The sequence below is a fragment of the Parasedimentitalea marina genome (assembly GCF_004006175.1).
GTDB classification, from domain to species: domain Bacteria; phylum Pseudomonadota; class Alphaproteobacteria; order Rhodobacterales; family Rhodobacteraceae; genus Parasedimentitalea; species Parasedimentitalea marina.
On sequence record NZ_CP033219.1, the window covers coordinates 3,845,391 to 3,862,782 of the forward strand.

Sequence of the window (17,392 nt, forward strand, 5' to 3'; positions counted from 1 at the left end):
CGAAAGGGAAAAACGCAGGCCGGTCTCAGCTCTCGCGGAATGCTTTGACAAAGTAGTCGGCCAGCGGCTTGATCAAATAGGACAGCGGCGAGTGGTCAGCGGTTCGAATATAGCTTTCCACCGGCATTCCAGGGACCAGAACGACACCCTCGGGCAGTTTGGTGATCTCGCCTTCCTTCAATTCAATTTCAGCGCGGTAATAGGACTGACGGCTGGTTTCGTCCTCGAAAGCATCAGCCGAGATCAGCGTAACGATGCCAAACAGGTCCGGCGTTGCCCGTTGATCCAGCGTCGAGAACCGGAGCGTCACCGATTGGCCCACATAGACTTCATCAATGTTGATCGGCGACACCTGCGCCGCCACGACCAAGGGGCGATCCTGTGGCACCAGATACAACACCGGCTCGGCCGGGCGTATCACTGACCGGGGCGTATGAACCTGCAATCCATAAACAATTCCAGATACCGGCGCCTTGATGTCCAGCCGTTCCAGTTGTTCGATCAGCGACCGTCGCGTCTCGACCAGTTCCAACTCTTGGTAACGCAGGTCGCGCAGCCGGGTGATCGCCTCTTCACGCTGACGGGTCCCCAGTTTCAGAATTTCAATCTCAGTTTCGGTAATGCGACCTTCGGCCTGTGCCTCGGTTGCGATCAGCTCCCCCAAAGAACCCTGAAGATCAGCCGAGGTGCGACGCAGGTTCAGAACAGTCCCCGCCTGCGCCAACCCACGGTCCAGCAATGTTTGCTGATTTTTCAGTTCCTCACCGATCAGTTCCAGCTGAAGAACCATCGATTCCTGCTGCGCCTTTACCCCAACTATCTGATCGCGGATCTGCGCCCGCCGCTTTTCCAGCTGTTCGATTTCCCGTGCGGCCGAATCTTGCCGGGCAATAAACAGTCGCGTTTGGCCCGCCATAAACTCATCGACTTCGGGTCGGGCCAGAGCCAACTCAATCAGGTCCGGCTCAAATGTGATGCCATCCGTTTCGTCCCGCTCAGCCTCCAGGCGTCCACGCCGAGCAACAATTTCAAACAGCTGACCTTCGGTGATCACAAGTTGCGATTGCAATCTGTTGGCATCCAGCCGCAGTAATAGAGCCCCCTGGGCCACGGTGTCGCCTTCTTGCACCAGAATGTCCGAAACAATGCCACCATCCAGATGCTGCACAACCTGGCGGTTTTGATCGACCTCGATGCGGCCCGAGGCCACAACAGCGCCGGCAATCGACGACATAACGGACCAGGTACCAAAGCCGCCAACCAGCAGAAACAGGCCGACCAGTCCGATAATAATCGGGCGGCGGGCAGACCATGTGTTTTCTTCACTCATTGCGCCTGCCTTGCTGCTGCCGTTTTTTGGATGTTCTGATGGTTCGCCACCATCTGGCGCAGGACATCGTCCTTGGGGCCAAAGGCCGTCTGATTGCCCTGATCCACCACCAGCAACAAGTCACATTCCTGTATCGCCGCAGGCCGGTGGGCCATAATCAGCACAGACCTTCCCTCGGCCTTCAACTGCTTGATGGCCGTGTTCAAAGCGACCGATCCCTCGTTATCCAGGTTAGAGTTTGGTTCATCCAGAATGACAATCACCGGGTCATCATACAGGGCCCGCGCCAGGGCGATCCGCTGCATTTGCCCACCTGACAAGCGCCCACCACCCGCCGTTATCCGGGTGTCATAGCCCTCGGGCAGTTTGGTAATCATGTCATGGGCGGCCGCCTTCTTTGCCGCAGCGACAACTTTCTCCGAGTCCGGAAGGTCAGCCAGCCGGGCAATGTTTTGTGCAATAGTGCCTTCGAACAGCTGCACGCGTTGCGGCAGGTAACCGATGTGCTGGCCCAGCACATCCGGCGCATATTGTTCCAGCGCTGCACCGTCCAATCGGACAGTCCCCGCCGCGGCCCGCCATACTCCGGTTATCGCCCGGGCCAAGGTTGATTTGCCAGAGCCTGAAGGACCGATCACACCCAGCGCCTGCCCCGGCTCCACCTTGAACGAAAGGTTTCGCAATTGTGGCGTCTTGTCTCCAGGCGGAACCACTGTCACTGCCTGAATCTCCAGCCGAGCTTTGGGTTTCGGCAGGGCAGTGCGCTCTTGTTCTTCGGGGACTTTGGTCAGTAATTCAGCCAAACTCCCCCAACCTTTTTGGGCCCGCTGGACCAGCACCCATTGACCAAGGGCCAGTTCAATTGGCGCCAAGGCCCGACCCATCAAGATTGAACCTGCAATCATCGCGCCCGGCGACACCTCTCCCTGTAACACAAGATAAGCGCCAAGACCCAACATCGCCGACTGCAGGAACAATCGCAGTGTCTTGGTCAGCGACGTGAAGCTACCACCAACATCCGTGGCGGCGATGCTTTCGACCAGCGCCGCGTCACGGGCGACCTTCCACCGTCCAAAGGCAGCACCGCGCATCCCCATGGATTGTATCATTTCAGCTTCGGTGCGAATTTCCTCGGACATAAGGCCAGCCCGATGAGCTTTCACATTCGCCTGCATTTGCGGCGTGCGTGAAAACAGTTGGTTCAGCAGGGCAATACTGACAAGCACCACACCACCCCCCAGGGCCAACATGCCCAACCAGGGATGAAACAACGCAATTCCAGCCAGGAACACTGGCGTCCACGGCATGTCAAAAGCGGCCATCAGCACCGGTGACGAGATCAATCGCTGTACGGATTCCAGATCCGCCAACCCGGTCTGCGCCACGGGATCCGGGGTCACCGCCGAGCGCCGGATCATTGCGTCAAAGACACGCCGATCCAGAGCCGCCTGAAACCGCGCCCCAACCCGCGCCATGATCCGACCACGCGAGTAATCCAGCAGGCCCATCATGCCATAGAGAAACACGACAAGAATAGACAACGCGACCAGGGTCTGCTCTGATCGGCTACCCAGCACCCGATCATAGACTTGCATCATGTACAGTGGACCCGTCAGCATCAGCATATTGGCAAAAAAGCTGAAGATCCCAACAGTCCAATAAAGACTTCGGCTGCGACGTCGAATCGACCGCAGCTCGTCTAATCCGTCCTTGAATACTGTCTTGGTCATAATTCGCCTGTAATAAAAGCGCCCGTACTAACGCTGTATCAGTCCAGTGGAAACTACCCGCCTATTTTCTGCCGGTTACCTTGTAATATGTCCCAAATCTGTCACAACAAAACAAACATTTTATATGACCTATGGGAACCCGGATGATTACCTATAGATCAAGCCCGGCCCGCTGGGCATTGGATTAAGAAACGGACACACAGACAGATGATCTTGACGTTGCGACAAACTTTTCTTCTTGTTGCCCTGCTATTGACCGGATTGACCGCTGGCTGTGCGGGTCAAAGCCCTGAAGCGCGGGCAGCAGGCGAGGTTTTTGATCCCTATGAGGGAACCAACCGTTCTATTCATGATTTCAACCTCGCCGTCGATCGTTCTCTGTTTCGACCGGCGTCCAATGGGTATGTGGCCGTAGTACCCCCCGAAATCGTCACGTCGTTCGGCCTGTTTGCGGAAAACCTGTCAATGCCCGGCCAAGCCGTGAACTCACTGATGCAGGGTGATCTGCCTCAAACCGGCCTTGCAGTGTCTAGATTCCTGATCAACACCGTACTGGGCATTGGCGGCCTGTTTGACCCTGCCTCGGATTTCAAAATGGCACGGGTCAACACTGATTTTGGCGAAACACTGCATGTTTGGGGCTTTGGTGAAGGGGCCTACGTCGAGCTGCCGCTCTATGGCCCGTCAACCACACGCGATGCTGTGGGTGTTGTTGCGGACTTTTTCACCAACCCAATCACCTTTGCCCGGCAAAACCCCGCCGATAACATAGGTGTTTACGCCGAGATCGTGCGCCGGATGGGCGACCGCGGTAATTATTCTGCTACAATCGACTCGATTTTGTACGAGAGTGCTGACAGCTATGCTCAGGCCCGGTTGATCTACCTGCAAAGCCGCCGTTTTGAGTTGGGCGGCGACCAGGATTCTTATGACGGGGTCTTTGGCGATCCCTACTCCGACCCATATGAGGATATCTATGCCGAGTAACTTGTTTAACCGCCGCAGCGTCCTGACAACCGCCATTTCAGGCCTGGGTCTGGCTGCCCTGCCCTTCCCCGTTTTCGCGCTCAGCGAAACTGGCGCCCGCGCCCTCGTCGGCAGCGTGGTCCGCGATATCAATAAGGTCATAGCCTCGGGCAAGTCCGAATCCGCGATGATCCGGGACTTTGAAAAGATCTTTATCCGCTATGCTGATGTGCCGATCATGGCACAATATGCCCTTGGCGTTGACGGTCGACGCGCGTCAAAGTCCCAGATGCGGGCTTTCACCAAGGCGTTTCAGGGATATATCTCGCGCAAATACGGCAAACGGTTCCGGGAATTCATCGGCGGCGGCATCGAGGTGAAATCCACCCGTAAAATCCGTGCCGGCTATGAGGTCAAATCCATCGCCACCCTGCAGGGACAGGCGCCATTTGAGGTGACATTTCTGGTGTCGGACAAATCCGGCAAGGACAAGTTCTTCAATATGTTCATCGAAGGGGTGAACCTGCTACTGACCGAGCGCACTGAAATCGGTGCAATGCTGGATCACCGCAAGGGGAACATCGATACTCTGATCACGGATCTGAAAAAGCTGAGCTGAGCCAAGCAACAGCTCAACCAGCTATTTAACGACGGTCCATACGAGTTAGCACTGTGGTCGGACTTCGCCCGCAGCGGCGCGTGACACCTGCATGACCGACACCTCATCAAAGGCTCCCGCGCCCGCGCGGACCATCGGCTGCGCCGACGGACCTTACGGTCTTGGGCGTGGCGCCGCGCATGCGCGGCGCCACGCCCAACGGGAGCAGTGCCTCCGTTAGGAGGCCGCGACGGGCGGGAGCTTTGCCTAGGCTGGCAATTCAATTGCCAAACAGGTTTTTCAGAAATCCATCCACGGCCCGCCCGACATCCTGGCCCACATTGTTTCCATTGTTGCGTCGTCGGCGATCAGGTTGTGGTTGAGGTACTATTGGCGCCGGTGCCTGCATCGGCAGCGCGACGGGCGTCAATCCTTCATGCACGCGCACCATGGTTTCCTGCCAGATCTCGGCTGGCAATCCACCGCCGGTGACACCAGACAGTGGCGTGTTGTCGTCGTATCCCATCCACACTCCGGCCACATATTCAGCCGTAAAGCCTACAAACCAGGCGTCGCGTGCTGCTTGGGTGGTTCCGGTCTTGCCCGCCACCTGCCACCCCGGCAATTGCGCGCGCGCGCCTGTCCCACCGGAGACAACCTGTTCCATCATCCATGTCAGCTGTTGCGCTGCGCTGGTTTGAATCACCCGTTCCCCCATACCGCCACTGCTGCCGATCATGGGCGCGTCATCTCCCATCAACTGCAACTCGACCAAACCGTATGGTGTAACGGACGAGCCGCCATTCAGGATCCCCGCATATGCACCGGTCATTTCAATCAGGGTGCTTTCCGACGCGCCCAGCGCCAGCGCCGGACCATCGGCCAGGTCACTGGTCAGCCCAAAGTCTCCCGCCACCTGGCGCACCAGATCACGGCCCACGGCCTCGGATATCTTTACAGCCGGAATATTCAGTGAATCACGCAACGCCCGCGCCAGGGTCACTTCGCCATAGAATTTATGAGTATAATTCTTGGGGCACCATTGCCCTGAGCCCGCAATGTTCAGGCAATATTTTGCATCCAACACCATATCCAGGGGCGAGTACCCCAGTTCAAGCGCCGTTGCGTAAACAAAGGGCTTGAAGGCCGATCCCGTTTGCCGCCGAGCCTGAGTGGCGCGGTTGAACACACCTGATACCCGGGTCGAGCGGCCGCCAACCATGGCCCGCACGGCACCATCCGCGCTCATCACCACAATGGCCGCCTGCGCCTTTGAGCCCTCGCGGACTTTGTTTTCAAAGATATAGGCCAGCGCCTCTTCGGCAGAGGTTTGCAGACGTTGGTCCAGCGTGGTGCGAATAATCACATCTTCGGTGGTTTGATCCCCAAAGAAACTGGGGATCTTGTCCATCACCCAGTCCGCGAAATAGCCCCCGGCACGGGCCGCCGCAGCTTCGCTTAGTTGGGCTGGATTGTCCCGTGCATCCTGCGCCTGGGCCGCCGTCAGATAGCCCTGATCGCGCATCAGCCCAACAATCACCTGCGCACGATCCTGCGAGCGTTGCAGGTTGTTGGTTGGCGCATAGCGCGTTGGCGCCTTCAGCAAACCTGCCAGCATTGCTGCCTCGGCCGGGTTGATTTCGGCAGCTGACTTGCCAAAATACCGCTGACTGGCGGCCTCGAATCCACGGGCACCAGCGCCCAGAAACGCGCGGTTCATATAGATCGTCAGAATTTCATCCTTGGAGTATTTGCTCTCCATGGCCAGCGCATAAATCGCCTCGGTGATTTTGCGCCACAACGATCCCTGACGGCAATCCGCCTCATAGGCCTTTTCGCTGTCCCAGACATCGACATCATAGGGCACACCCAGACAGAGTAGTTTTGCCGACTGCTGCGTGATGGTAGAGCCACCATTGCCTGACAGCGGGCCACGACCTGCACGCAGGTTGATCCGTACGGCGCTTGCGACACCCCTTGGCGAGACGCCAAAGTGGCTGAAGAATCGTTTATCCTCGGTTGCGACAATGGCGTTTTTCAGATGCGGCGAGACTGTTTGCGTGGTCACCACGCCGCCAAACTGATCACCGCGCCAGGCAAAGACCTCGCCGTTGCGATCCAGCATTGTCACCGAACCGCGTGCACGACCATCCAGCAGCGCATTGAGTTCGGGTAGTTTCTGGTACTGATATCCAACCGCCAGGGCGACCAGCAGTCCAACGACCATACCCACCCGCCAGGTCAGCGCCCAGAACAGGCCAAAGATCCATCCCAACAGGCCAACGAAAGCCGCGCGGATGCGGCCGAAAAATCCCGTGGGTTTGCGTTTTGCCGTTTTTTTAGGGGAGGCTTTTCGGGGTGCCGGCTTATTTGCACTTGCCCTACGCCCTGTCGTTTTTGGTTTTGCACTCTTGCCACGGCCAAACAGAAAGCCAAACCAGCCTTTGCCTTTTGGTTTTCTTTTGCGCACAGGTTTTCGGGCGGGGGTCTTGCGACCACCGCCTGCGTAACGCTTATCTGCTACCAAAGGCTTGCGCCCTGATCCTTGTGCCATGCCGATATCCTGCCCGGTTTGCCCGTTTTTTCACACCATACCCGCTCTGCATTGCTTTGTTGAGAGCGATTTGCGGCCTGCCTTCCTTTGTTGAGTGAATAAAAATTAGGCAATGCTCACAAATTGAGCATTTTTATTGCGCCTTTGCCTCAAACTGGCCGTGCCTCACCGGCCCCAGCATTCCCAAGCGCCTTTTCACGCGCTTGTTTGCAGGGGCAGAGATTTGGGCAAGACGCCCGGGGAAACGCTAGGGAAAAGGATGCTGAGATGAAAATGATCATAGCTGCCATCAAACCGTTCAAGCTGGAGGAAGTCCGCGAGGCGTTGACCGACATCGGCATTGCGGGACTGATGGTAACAGAAATCAAGGGGTTTGGCGCGCAGGCGGGCCACACCGAGATTTATCGCGGAGCGGAATACGAAGTAAATTTCGTACCCAAGATGAAATTGGAAATCGTGGTTGCAGCCGATCAGGCCGACCAGGTTGTCGAGACCATCACAAACACTGCACGCACCGGCAAGATCGGTGACGGAAAGATTTTTGTACTGGATGTGGCTCAGGCAGTGCGCGTGCGCACCGGCGAGACAAATCTGGAAGCGCTCTAAGCGCAACGCTTAGGAAAAGGACGATACAATGAACAAATTCAAACTCCCCCTCGCTGCAGCGGCGCTGATCGCGCTGCCGGCGATCGGCTTTGCGCAGGATGTGGATGTCACCCCGCCGAATGCCGAAATTGGCTATATCCTCACCACTTTCATGTTCCTGGTCGCCGGTGTGCTGGTGTTCTGGATGGCCGCAGGCTTTACCATGTTGGAAGTGGGCCTGGTGCGCGGCAAAAACGTGACCATGCAGCTGACCAAGAACATGGGCCTGTTTTCACTGGCGGGCATTGCCTATTACGCGGTTGGCTACAATCTGATGTACCCCGGTGACGCCTGGACCATCACCGGCATTCTGGGCGCGTTTTCGATGACCGGGCTAGAGCCTGTTGGCCTGGCCGGAGTTGAAACTGACTTGAGCTATGCCTCAGTTGGCGCTGACTACTTCTTTCAGCTGATGTTCTGCGCTGCCACCGCGTCGATCGTGTCCGGGACAATGGCCGAACGGATCAAGCTGTGGCCATTCCTGATCTTTGTGATCATTCTGACCGCATTCATCTATCCGATCCAGGCCTCCTGGAAATGGGGCGGTGGTTTCCTGGATGCGATGGGCTTCCTAGATTTCGCCGGCTCCACAGTGGTACACTCGGTTGGGGGTTGGGCTGCGTTGGTTGGCGCGCTGATCCTGGGTCCGCGTATCGGCAAATACAAAGGCGGCAGAACCATTCCGATGCCCGGCTCTAACCTGCCGCTGGCCACTCTGGGTACGTTTATCCTGTGGATGGGCTGGTTTGGCTTTAACGGCGGATCGCAGCTTTATATGGACACAGCCGCCAATGTTGCGGACATCAGCCGGATCTTTTCCAACACCAATGCCGCTGCGGCTGGTGGTGCGGTTGCTGCAATGCTGCTGACGCAGTTCCTGTACCGGAAACCTGACCTGACAATGATCCTAAACGGTGCCCTTGCCGGTCTGGTGTCGATCACCGCTGAACCGCTGACACCCTCGCTGGGTCTGGCCACGCTGATTGGTGCTGCAGGTGGTGTGATCGTGGTCGTGGTTGTTCCCCTGCTGGACAAATTCCAAATCGACGACGTTGTGGGCGCCATCCCGGTTCACCTGGGCGCTGGTATCTTTGGTACGCTGATTGTTCCACTCAGCAACAGTGACGCGTCGTTCATTGTACAGCTGAAATCAGTTCTGATTGTTGGTGTCTTTGTCTCTGTCGTCTCTGCCGTTGTCTGGCTGGCGCTGAAGGCCATCATCGGCATCCGGGTCAGCGAAGAGGACGAAATCAATGGTCTCGACATGGCCGAGCTGGGCATGGAAGCATACCCTGAGTTCTCCAAGAGCTGATCCAGCTGTCAGGTAAGTGGAAGAACGCGCGGCCCTTGCGGGGGCTGCGTTTTTCGTTTGGCGCCGACGATTGAGGCAGAGCTTGGAATTTTGAGTATTTAAGAAAAGGTGAATGGCTGGGGTGGTGTTCAGATGCAAAAACGCGCCCTCGATTTGAGAGCGCGTTTTCTGTCCAAGTCTATGGATGGCTTAGATGCCGGCATCCATAATGGCCTGCGCCAGTATTGGCACTGTATCGGCGTTCAGGCCTGCAATGTTCATGCGGCTGTCGCCAACCATGTAAATCCCATGCTCGGCCCGCAGCTTTTCGACCAGCTCGGGGGTGGTGCCCAGCAGCGAGAACATGCCACGGTGTTGCGCCAGAAAGGCAAAGCGGTCAGAGCCGGACAGGCGCTGCAACTCATCCGCAAGACCCTGTCGCAGCCCCAGCATGCCCAGTCGCACGGCCTCAAGCTCGGCCGCCCAATCGGCACGCAGGGCCTCGTCGTTCAAGATCATCGTCACCAGTCGGGCGCCGTGATCCGGCGGGAACGAATAATTCTGCCGGTTCAGGAAGGCCAGCGTGCCCTGGTTCAGCTTTTGCGACGCGGCATCATTTGACACCATCATCAGCAACCCGGTGCGCTCGCGGTAGATGCCAAAGTTCTTCGAGCAGCTGGCCGCGATCAGGCATTCCGGAGTGCCCGAAGCCACCATCCGCACACCAACTGCGTCTTCTTCCAGCCCGTCGCCAAAGCCCTGATAAGCGATGTCGATCATTGGGATCAGACCGCGCGCGTTCAGCAGATCGATGATCTCTTGCCACTGCACCGCATTCAGATTGGCGCCGGTTGGGTTGTGGCAGCAGCCATGCAGCAACACCACATCGCCTTTGACCGCTGTCTTCAGGTCCTCGACCAGACCATCGAAATCGACTCCGCAGGTTTCGCGGTCAAAATAACGATAGGTCACCGTCTCGATGCCGACGTAATTCAGGATCGAAATGTGATTGGGCCAGGTTGGGTCCGACACAAAGACCCGCGCCGAAGGGTTGGCGATCTTGATCAACTCAAACGCCTGGCGCACCGCACCGGTGCCGCCGGGTGTCGCGGCCGCCGCAACATTGCCACGCGCGACCGTATCCGCCAGGATCAGTTCAATCATCGCGTCTGAGTAAGCCGGATCACCGGCCAGCCCAACATAGGACTTGCTGGTCTGCTCTTCCCACAATTTATGTTCAGCCGCCTTGATCGCCCGCATCACCGGGGTAACGCCCAGGGCATTCTTGTAAACTCCGACCCCCAGATCGATCTTGTCGGATCGTGGGTCTTCACGGAACGTTTGCATCAGTGCAAGAATTTTGTCGGCAGGTTGGGCTTTCAGAGCTTCAAACATCAGGTCTCTCCGGTTGCAACGGGTAAGGTCGGGAAGGCGCCCCATTCGGTCCACGATCCATCATAAAGCGCATGGTCGCTTTTGCCGATGCGTTCCAGTGCGAGGCTTAGAACCGCGGCGGTCACGCCAGACCCGCAAGAGGTAATTGCGGGCTTGTTCAGGTCCACTCCGGCGGCTTCAAATATGCTGCGCAGTTTGGCCGCAGGTTTCAGCGTGCCATCTGCCGCCAGAAGCGTTGTGAACGGCACATTTTTTGCACCGGGAATATGGCCGGCACGCAGGCCCTGACGTGGCTCGGGGACGTCGCCCCGGAACCGGGTGGCAGCGCGGGCGTCAATAATTTCGTGATCGCCCAGTTTGGACGCAGCCGAAACCTGGGTCACATCGCGCACCATCTGATTCTGCACCCGCACTGTCATGTGGCGGTCGCGGATCACTGGTGGCATATCCTCAATCGCGCGGCCCTCGGCCTTCCATTTGGGCAGGCCCCCGTCCAGCACGGCGATATTGGCCTGGCCCATCAATCGAAACAGCCACCACACCCGCGCCGCGGAAAACAGCCCGGCCCCGTCGTAGACCACCACCTGATGACCATCACCGACACCCATAGCCCGCAGCCGCGACATGAACTTCTCAACTGGTGGCACCATATGCGGCAATTCAGACCGGTGATCTGAGATGTCGTCAATGTCAAAAAACCGAGCACCGGGAATATGCCCGGCGTCATATTCACTGCGGGCATCGCGTTCCATCGCTGGCAGATACCACGAGGCGTCCAGTAGCCTGAGGTCGGGATCTTTCAGGTGGGCCGCCAGCCAGTCGGTGGAAACTAGTGTCTTCGGATCGTCTTGCATAAAATCCTCCCGTGGGCGCGTTGATCAAGGCCTACTATTGGCCGCAGGGAGTCGCAAGGAAAAGGCAATGATTTGTGGAGGTCTGACGCTGAGTGGGAGTCGAAAAGCAGAAAAATCGATCTGCGCGGCGGCGAATGGAGCAAACTATAAGGTCAGAAGCCACCGGCGCAAACCCAGCTCAGGTTTGCCTTAGGGGTTTTCTCATGTTGATGCCCGTTGTCTGAAACCCGGTCCCCAAGTACAAACGCTGCGCCTTGTCGTTGTCCGCCGCCACACGCAGTTTTATGTCCAGATAGCCGGCATCGGCATATGTCGCCTCGAGTGCCGCCAGTGCCCGTTTGCCGTAGCCCATGCCTCGATAGAGCGGTAATATGCAAAAATCGCTGATGAAAACGGATCCGCCCTTGGGCCCGGGTTTACACCAAAAATACCCGACAACCGGGTTCTCTGTTTCATGCTCCATCACGATGCAAAATAAGTCCTGCCCGGGACTATCAACACCCTGCCCCAGATCCGCCGTGACGTCTTGCTCAGCCCGTCGGCGCGCAGTCTCGGGATCGACATCGTAATTGGACGAAATTTCCGCCGCATAGTCGGGGATGAAATAGGCAAGATAGCCCGAGAACTCATGCGCATGCATGTGGCGAAGACGTATCATCCGACCCTCTCAACACATCTACGGCGTCAGTCAACCGGTTGCCGCTTAGCTGTGATCTTTCATCAGCCGCGATTTCTGCCGCGACCAGTCACGTTTCGCCTCTGTGGCGCGTTTGTCGTGGTTCTGCTTACCCTTGGCGATGCCGATCTTAATCTTCACCAGCCCCTTGTGGTTAAAGTACATCACCAGCGGCACCAGGGTCATGCCCTTGCGCTGAGTGGCATTCCACAGGTTTGACATCTGCTTGCGCGACACCAGCAGCTTACGGCGGCGACGCTCAAGATGTTTGAAGGTCTGGGCCCGTTCATAGGGCGCGATGTAAGAATTCACCAACCACAGCTCGCCATCTTCAACTGCGGCATAACTTTCAGCGATGTTTGTGCCACCAACCCGGGCGCTTTTGACCTCGGACCCCTCCAGGATGATGCCGCATTCCAGATCGTCAGCAATCGCATAATCATACCGCGCGCGGCGATTTTCAGCGATAACTTTGTAATTCGGGTCTGATTTTGTCTGGGCCATGAAGGCAGATGTAAGGCGACAAAGGCACAGGTGCAAGGTGCTAAGCTTACCTGACTTCAGCCTGGACCATGAGCCTTGATCGAATGCCTAGTCAGGATGGCGCGCATAGCGTTCTCGCAAAACGGTGAACATTCCGCTGCCAACAATCACAACACTGCCCACCAGGGTCCAGACATCCGGGCGCTCGCCAAACACCAGCACGCCCAGCACCATGGCAAACACTAGTCGCGTATAGCGAAATGGCGCCACCACCGAAATTTCACCTGACCGCATTGCGCCGGTCAGGGCGTTATAGGCAATAACCCCAATCACCGTGGCGGCACCCAGTTGCCCCCAAACCTGCGGGCTTGGCCAACTGGCCCCACCTGTCCAACCCAAGGCCACTCCGCCCGCGACGACAAGCATGGCGAAGCCATAAATGCCCAGCTGATTGTTCGACATAGAGCGCGGCGCGGCGCGGGTGGCCAGATCTCGCCCGGCAAACCCCAGGGTACCAATCACTGCAAAGATCGAGGCAGGCTCAAAGCCGCTTACCCCGGGGCGCAACACCAATAAGACGCCACAAAACCCAATTGCGATGGCCACCCAACGCCGCCACCCAACCTGTTCCCCAAAAAAGACCACTGCCCCGGCTGCAACCACCAATGGGGTTGCCTGCAATATCGCCGAGGCCGACGACAGGGGGGTCAAAGCTATCGCCAAAGTATACCCAAGCCGACCAGTGACCTCCGCCACAGAACGCAACACCATCGGACGCGTGCAAATAGCCGGGTGCAACATGCGCTGCCCTTGCGCACGCGCCATGATCATAAAAATGATCATACCGCCCAGACCGAAAACAACCAGGAGCTGCCCAACCGGTAGCGATTGGCTGGCGGATTTAAGAAACATATCCTCCAATGCAAAGCCAGCCATCGCCAGCACCATCAACAGACTGCCCCGAAATGTCTCCATGCTGCTATCTTCCTGATTTTAAATCACTCAACCAAAACCTGTAGCCACTGGTCCATGCCTACACAAGCAATGCACCCAACCCGATCACGGTTTGCCCTGCGACATAACGGCGTGGCGATAGTGGTGCATGTTCAGAAACGTGGCCCCGGTCTGACCACTTCGGTATCCATGTGGTTGATCCGCTGCGAACCGCAGCCCCTGCCCGGTAGACACTGGCACCCATTCCCCTGTGCGCAGCACCTCCATCTCGCCATCCAGAACAAAGACTTCTTCGGTGACGCCATGATCATGGGGCTGGGATTCGTGGCTTTGACCCGGATGCAGGCTCACATGAAACGTCTCGGCCCTCAGGTCGGGATCATAGGGAAATACAATTTTGACCGAGATACTTCCGGGGAACTGAACCGTTTTAAAAACCTCTCCGGCCTGACCCACTGTCCGCTCGGCCTCGTCTATCAAGGCGGTCAACGGCAGGTGAAACCCCTTGGCGATCTTCCACAGTGTCGCAATGGTCGGGCTTGATTCGCCGCGCTCAATCTGGCCCAGCATCGCCTTGCTGACCCCGGTCAGCGCCGCTGCCTTGGACAGGCTGAGACCCGATTCAGCACGTATTTCGCGCAGGTTAAGGGTGATCGTCTCTTCGCTCATCTGCTCTACCTGTCAAAACACCTTGTGCGTTATAGCGCACAGAGTATATTGTGCGCTATAACGCACGCGACCTTACCCGACCCGGCAGCCAAGGAAAACCCAAATGCTCAAGCGGCTCAAACTGTCCCATCTGGTCGCCGGGGCGATCGCGGTTCTGGTTGGCTATACCAGTTCGGTTGCGATCATTTTCCAGGCCATCGAAGCCGTCGGCGCGACCCAGGCCCAGGCCAACAGCTGGCTGGTTGCCCTTGGCCTGGGGATGGGACTGACCAGTCTTGGCCTATCCCTGTGGTTCCGGATGCCGATCCTGACCGCATGGTCCACCCCCGGCGCGGCACTGCTGGCAATTGGCCTTAAGGATGTGCCGATAGATCAGGCCATCGGTGCCTTTGTCTTTTGCGGCGCATTGCTGACGCTGACCGGCCTGACTGGCTGGTTCGAGCGCCTCTCAAAACTGATCCCTGACACATTGGCCAATGCGCTGCTGGCGGGCATTTTGTTCCAGTTTGGCCTGTCCGCCTTTGCCGCCCTAAACGACGACACCGCACTTGTTGCCCTGATGGGGGCTTGTTTCCTGGCCGGGCGGCTTTGGTTCCCCCGCTACACCATTCCCGTTGTCTTGCTCATCGGCTGCCTTTGGGCCGGAGTCTCGGGATCCTTTGGCGACATGCAGCAATTAAACCTGAGCCTCAGCCTGCCCGAGCCTGTCTTGCCCAGCTTCTCGCTTCCGGTGCTGATCGGCGTTGGCCTGCCACTCTATATTGTCACCATGTGCTCGCAGAACATGCCCGGCGTGGTGGCCCTGCGCGCGGCCGGGTATCAGCCACCGGTTTCCGCCAGCCTGACAGTCACCGGTCTCACCTCGCTTTTGCTGGCGCCATTTGGCGGCTATGCCTTCAACCTTGCTGCCATCACAGCTGCCATCTGCGCCGGACCTGAGGCCGACGACGATCCGAAAACCCGCTTCCTGGCCAGTGCCACCGCCGGCGTTTTGTATTGTTGTGTCGGTCTGGGCGGCGCCACCGTGATCAGCCTGTTCCTGATCGCCCCCAAAGCACTGGTTGCCACCATAGCTGGCCTTGCCCTGCTTTCGACCATCGGCAACAGCCTGTCCCACGCGCTGTCTGACAGTCAAAACCGCGAAGCGGCGCTGATCACCTTTATGACCACAGTTTCCGGCATCAGCTTTTTCGGCATCGGCGCCGCCTTCTGGGCACTGGTGATTGGATTGATCGTCAACCAGCTGCTTACCACCCGACCAACAAACCATCCGACAACCACCGCATCGCAAACACGCTAAAATAAGCCCCAAAGGCTCAAAACAACCAAACACCGCCCCGACATATTGCGTTTATTGCGCGAATAGTGTCCCTGAGGGCAAATATAGGGAAACAGCACAATGCCATTTTACCGTTCAAGAACTTCGACCCATGGCCGCAACATGGCCGGCGCCCGCGGATTGTGGCGCGCCACAGGCATGACCGATAGCGATTTCGGCAAGCCCATCATCGCCATCGTCAACTCCTTCACCCAGTTTGTACCGGGCCACGTTCACCTGAAGGACCTGGGCCAGATGGTCGCGCGTGAAGTCGAAGCCGCCGGTGGCGTCGCCAAAGAATTCAACACCATCGCGGTAGATGACGGCATCGCCATGGGCCATGACGGCATGCTGTATTCGCTGCCCTCGCGCGAAATCATCGCCGACTCGGTTGAATACATGGTCAACGCCCATTGTGCCGATGCCATGGTCTGCATCTCGAACTGTGACAAGATCACGCCCGGCATGATGATGGCCGCCATGCGTCTGAACATCCCGGTGATCTTTGTCTCTGGCGGCCCGATGGAGGCCGGCAAGATCGACATCGAAGACCTTGAAATGACAAAGATCGATCTGGTCGACGCCATGGTTGCCGCCGCCAGCGAAACCATGACCGACGCGCAGGTCCAGCACATCGAAGAAAACGCCTGCCCCACTTGCGGGTCGTGCTCGGGCATGTTCACCGCCAACTCGATGAACTGCCTGGCCGAAGCGCTGGGTCTGGCGCTGCCGGGCAATGGCTCCACTCTGGCCACCCACGCAGACCGCAAGCACCTGTTTCTTGAGGCCGGCCGCAAGATCGTCGAGATCACCAAACGCCACTACGAGGGCGAGGAAAAAGGTCTGTTGCCGCGCGACATCGCCACCTTTGATGCCTTTGAAAACGCCATGTCGCTAGACATTGCCATGGGCGGGTCGACCAACACAGTGTTGCACCTGCTGGCCATCGCCCATGAGGGCGAGGTTGATTTCACCATGACCGACATGGACCGTCTCAGCCGTCAGGTGCCCTGCCTGTGCAAAGTCGCGCCCAACACTGAAAACGTCCACATGGAAGACATCCACCGCGCGGGCGGTATTTTCTCGATCCTGGGTGAATTGTCGCGCGCAGGATTGCTGCACAATGACGTCTCGACCGTGCACACCAGCACCATGGGCGAGGCGATTGCCAAATGGGACATCAAGGTCGCCAACAACCCCGAGGCCGAAAAGCTGTTCAAGGCGGCGCCCGGCGGCGTGCGGACCACACAAGCCTTCTCGACTGAGAACCGGTTCAAAGAACTGGACACGGACCGCGAAGGCGGCGTTATCCGCTCGAAAGAGCACGCCTTTAGCCAAGATGGCGGCCTGGCGGTGCTGTTCGGCAATATCGCGCTGGACGGCTGCATCGTGAAAACCGCCGGCGTGGATGCCAGCATCCTGCAGTTCACCGGCTCAGCCTATGTCTGCGAAAGCCAGGATCAGGCGGTCAGTGACATCCTGACAGGCAAGGTCAAGGCAGGCGATGTTGTTGTCATCCGCTATGAGGGCCCGCGTGGCGGTCCCGGCATGCAGGAAATGCTGTATCCGACCAGCTATTTGAAATCCAAAGGTCTGGGCAAGGATTGCGCCCTGCTGACCGACGGTCGTTTCTCGGGCGGCACTTCGGGTCTGTCGATCGGTCACGTCTCGCCCGAAGCGGCCGAAGGCGGCACCATTGGTCTGGTGGAACACGGTGATAAGATCGAAATCGACATCCCCAACCGCTCTATCCATCTGGCGGTCAGCGAAGATGTTCTGGCCGAGCGCCGCAAGGTACTGGACGACAACGGCTGGGTTCCAGCCAAGCCACGTAAGCGCAAAGTGTCCACAGCCCTAAAGGCCTATGCCAAACTGGCCACCAGCGCAGCAAAAGGCGCGGTACGCCAGGTCGACTAACGAATTTAGGCC

Annotated in this window: 15 protein-coding genes; 6 read left to right on the forward strand and 9 right to left on the reverse strand. The window is 57.9% G+C overall.

Going from position 1 to position 17,392, the window contains the following annotated elements:
• Nucleotides 1-25: 25 nt before the first annotated feature.
• Complete coding sequence (locus EBB79_RS18510) at nt 26-1,330, reverse strand: HlyD family type I secretion periplasmic adaptor subunit (protein WP_127750306.1); 1,305 nt, start codon at nt 1,328-1,330, stop codon at nt 26-28.
• The gene (locus tag EBB79_RS18515; protein ID WP_127750307.1) at nt 1,327-3,060 is read right to left on the reverse strand and encodes a type I secretion system permease/ATPase; all 1,734 of its coding nucleotides are present in this window, start codon (nt 3,058-3,060) and stop codon (nt 1,327-1,329) included. The genes EBB79_RS18510 and EBB79_RS18515 overlap by 4 nt, the downstream gene beginning before the upstream one ends.
• 207 nt (nt 3,061-3,267) lie before the next feature.
• Here EBB79_RS18515 and EBB79_RS18520 point away from each other — a divergent pair, with 207 nt between their 5' ends.
• Together EBB79_RS18520 and EBB79_RS18525 are read left to right on the forward strand one after the other, a co-directional pair.
• The gene (locus EBB79_RS18520) at nt 3,268-4,047 is read left to right on the forward strand and encodes an MlaA family lipoprotein (protein WP_127750308.1); all 780 of its coding nucleotides are present in this window, start codon (nt 3,268-3,270) and stop codon (nt 4,045-4,047) included.
• Nucleotides 4,037-4,645: an MlaC/ttg2D family ABC transporter substrate-binding protein gene (locus EBB79_RS18525; RefSeq protein ID WP_127750309.1), complete on the forward strand. Its 609-nt coding sequence runs from the start codon at nt 4,037-4,039 to the stop codon at nt 4,643-4,645. The genes EBB79_RS18520 and EBB79_RS18525 overlap by 11 nt, the downstream gene beginning before the upstream one ends.
• A 259-nt stretch (nt 4,646-4,904) precedes the next feature.
• On the opposite strand, the gene EBB79_RS18530 is transcribed toward EBB79_RS18525, so the two are convergent.
• A complete protein-coding gene (locus EBB79_RS18530) occupies nt 4,905-7,178 on the reverse strand; it encodes a transglycosylase domain-containing protein (protein WP_127750310.1) in 2,274 nt (757 codons plus the stop codon).
• 267 nt (nt 7,179-7,445) lie between these two features.
• On the opposite strand from EBB79_RS18530, the gene EBB79_RS18535 reads away from it, so the two are divergent.
• On the forward strand, nt 7,446-7,784 hold the full coding sequence (locus tag EBB79_RS18535; protein WP_127750311.1) for a P-II family nitrogen regulator: 339 nt from the start codon (nt 7,446-7,448) through the stop codon (nt 7,782-7,784).
• Between the two features lie 28 nt (nt 7,785-7,812).
• The gene (locus tag EBB79_RS18540; protein ID WP_127750312.1) at nt 7,813-9,135 is read left to right on the forward strand and encodes an ammonium transporter family protein; all 1,323 of its coding nucleotides are present in this window, start codon (nt 7,813-7,815) and stop codon (nt 9,133-9,135) included.
• Nucleotides 9,136-9,324: 189 nt separating this feature from the next.
• On the opposite strand, the gene EBB79_RS18545 is transcribed toward EBB79_RS18540, so the two are convergent.
• The 6 genes from EBB79_RS18545 to EBB79_RS18570 form a co-directional block, all read right to left on the reverse strand.
• Nucleotides 9,325-10,509, reverse strand: a complete 1,185-nt coding sequence (locus tag EBB79_RS18545) for an amino acid aminotransferase (protein WP_127750313.1) — start codon at nt 10,507-10,509, stop codon at nt 9,325-9,327.
• Nucleotides 10,509-11,363, reverse strand: coding sequence for a 3-mercaptopyruvate sulfurtransferase (sseA, locus tag EBB79_RS18550; RefSeq protein ID WP_127750314.1), 855 nt, complete (start codon nt 11,361-11,363; stop codon nt 10,509-10,511). Before sseA ends, EBB79_RS18545 begins: the two co-directional genes overlap by 1 nt.
• Before the next feature lie 178 nt (nt 11,364-11,541).
• Complete coding sequence (locus tag EBB79_RS18555; protein ID WP_127750315.1) at nt 11,542-12,021, reverse strand: GNAT family N-acetyltransferase; 480 nt, start codon at nt 12,019-12,021, stop codon at nt 11,542-11,544.
• Between the two features lie 45 nt (nt 12,022-12,066).
• Nucleotides 12,067-12,543 (reverse strand): SsrA-binding protein SmpB, encoded by a 477-nt coding sequence (gene smpB / locus EBB79_RS18560; RefSeq protein ID WP_127750316.1) that lies wholly within the window; start codon nt 12,541-12,543, stop codon nt 12,067-12,069.
• An 87-nt stretch (nt 12,544-12,630) separates the two neighbouring features.
• On the reverse strand, nt 12,631-13,497 hold the full coding sequence (locus EBB79_RS18565; protein WP_127750317.1) for a DMT family transporter: 867 nt from the start codon (nt 13,495-13,497) through the stop codon (nt 12,631-12,633).
• 84 nt (nt 13,498-13,581) lie between these two features.
• Complete coding sequence (locus EBB79_RS18570) at nt 13,582-14,145, reverse strand: helix-turn-helix domain-containing protein (RefSeq protein ID WP_127750318.1); 564 nt, start codon at nt 14,143-14,145, stop codon at nt 13,582-13,584.
• Between the two features lie 103 nt (nt 14,146-14,248).
• Here EBB79_RS18570 and EBB79_RS18575 point away from each other — a divergent pair, with 103 nt between their 5' ends.
• Together EBB79_RS18575 and ilvD are read left to right on the forward strand one after the other, a co-directional pair.
• The gene (locus tag EBB79_RS18575; protein ID WP_127750319.1) at nt 14,249-15,445 is read left to right on the forward strand and encodes a benzoate/H(+) symporter BenE family transporter; all 1,197 of its coding nucleotides are present in this window, start codon (nt 14,249-14,251) and stop codon (nt 15,443-15,445) included.
• A 99-nt stretch (nt 15,446-15,544) separates the two neighbouring features.
• Nucleotides 15,545-17,380, forward strand: a complete 1,836-nt coding sequence (gene ilvD / locus EBB79_RS18580) for a dihydroxy-acid dehydratase (RefSeq protein ID WP_127750320.1) — start codon at nt 15,545-15,547, stop codon at nt 17,378-17,380.
• The last annotated feature ends 12 nt before the right edge of the window (nt 17,381-17,392 follow it).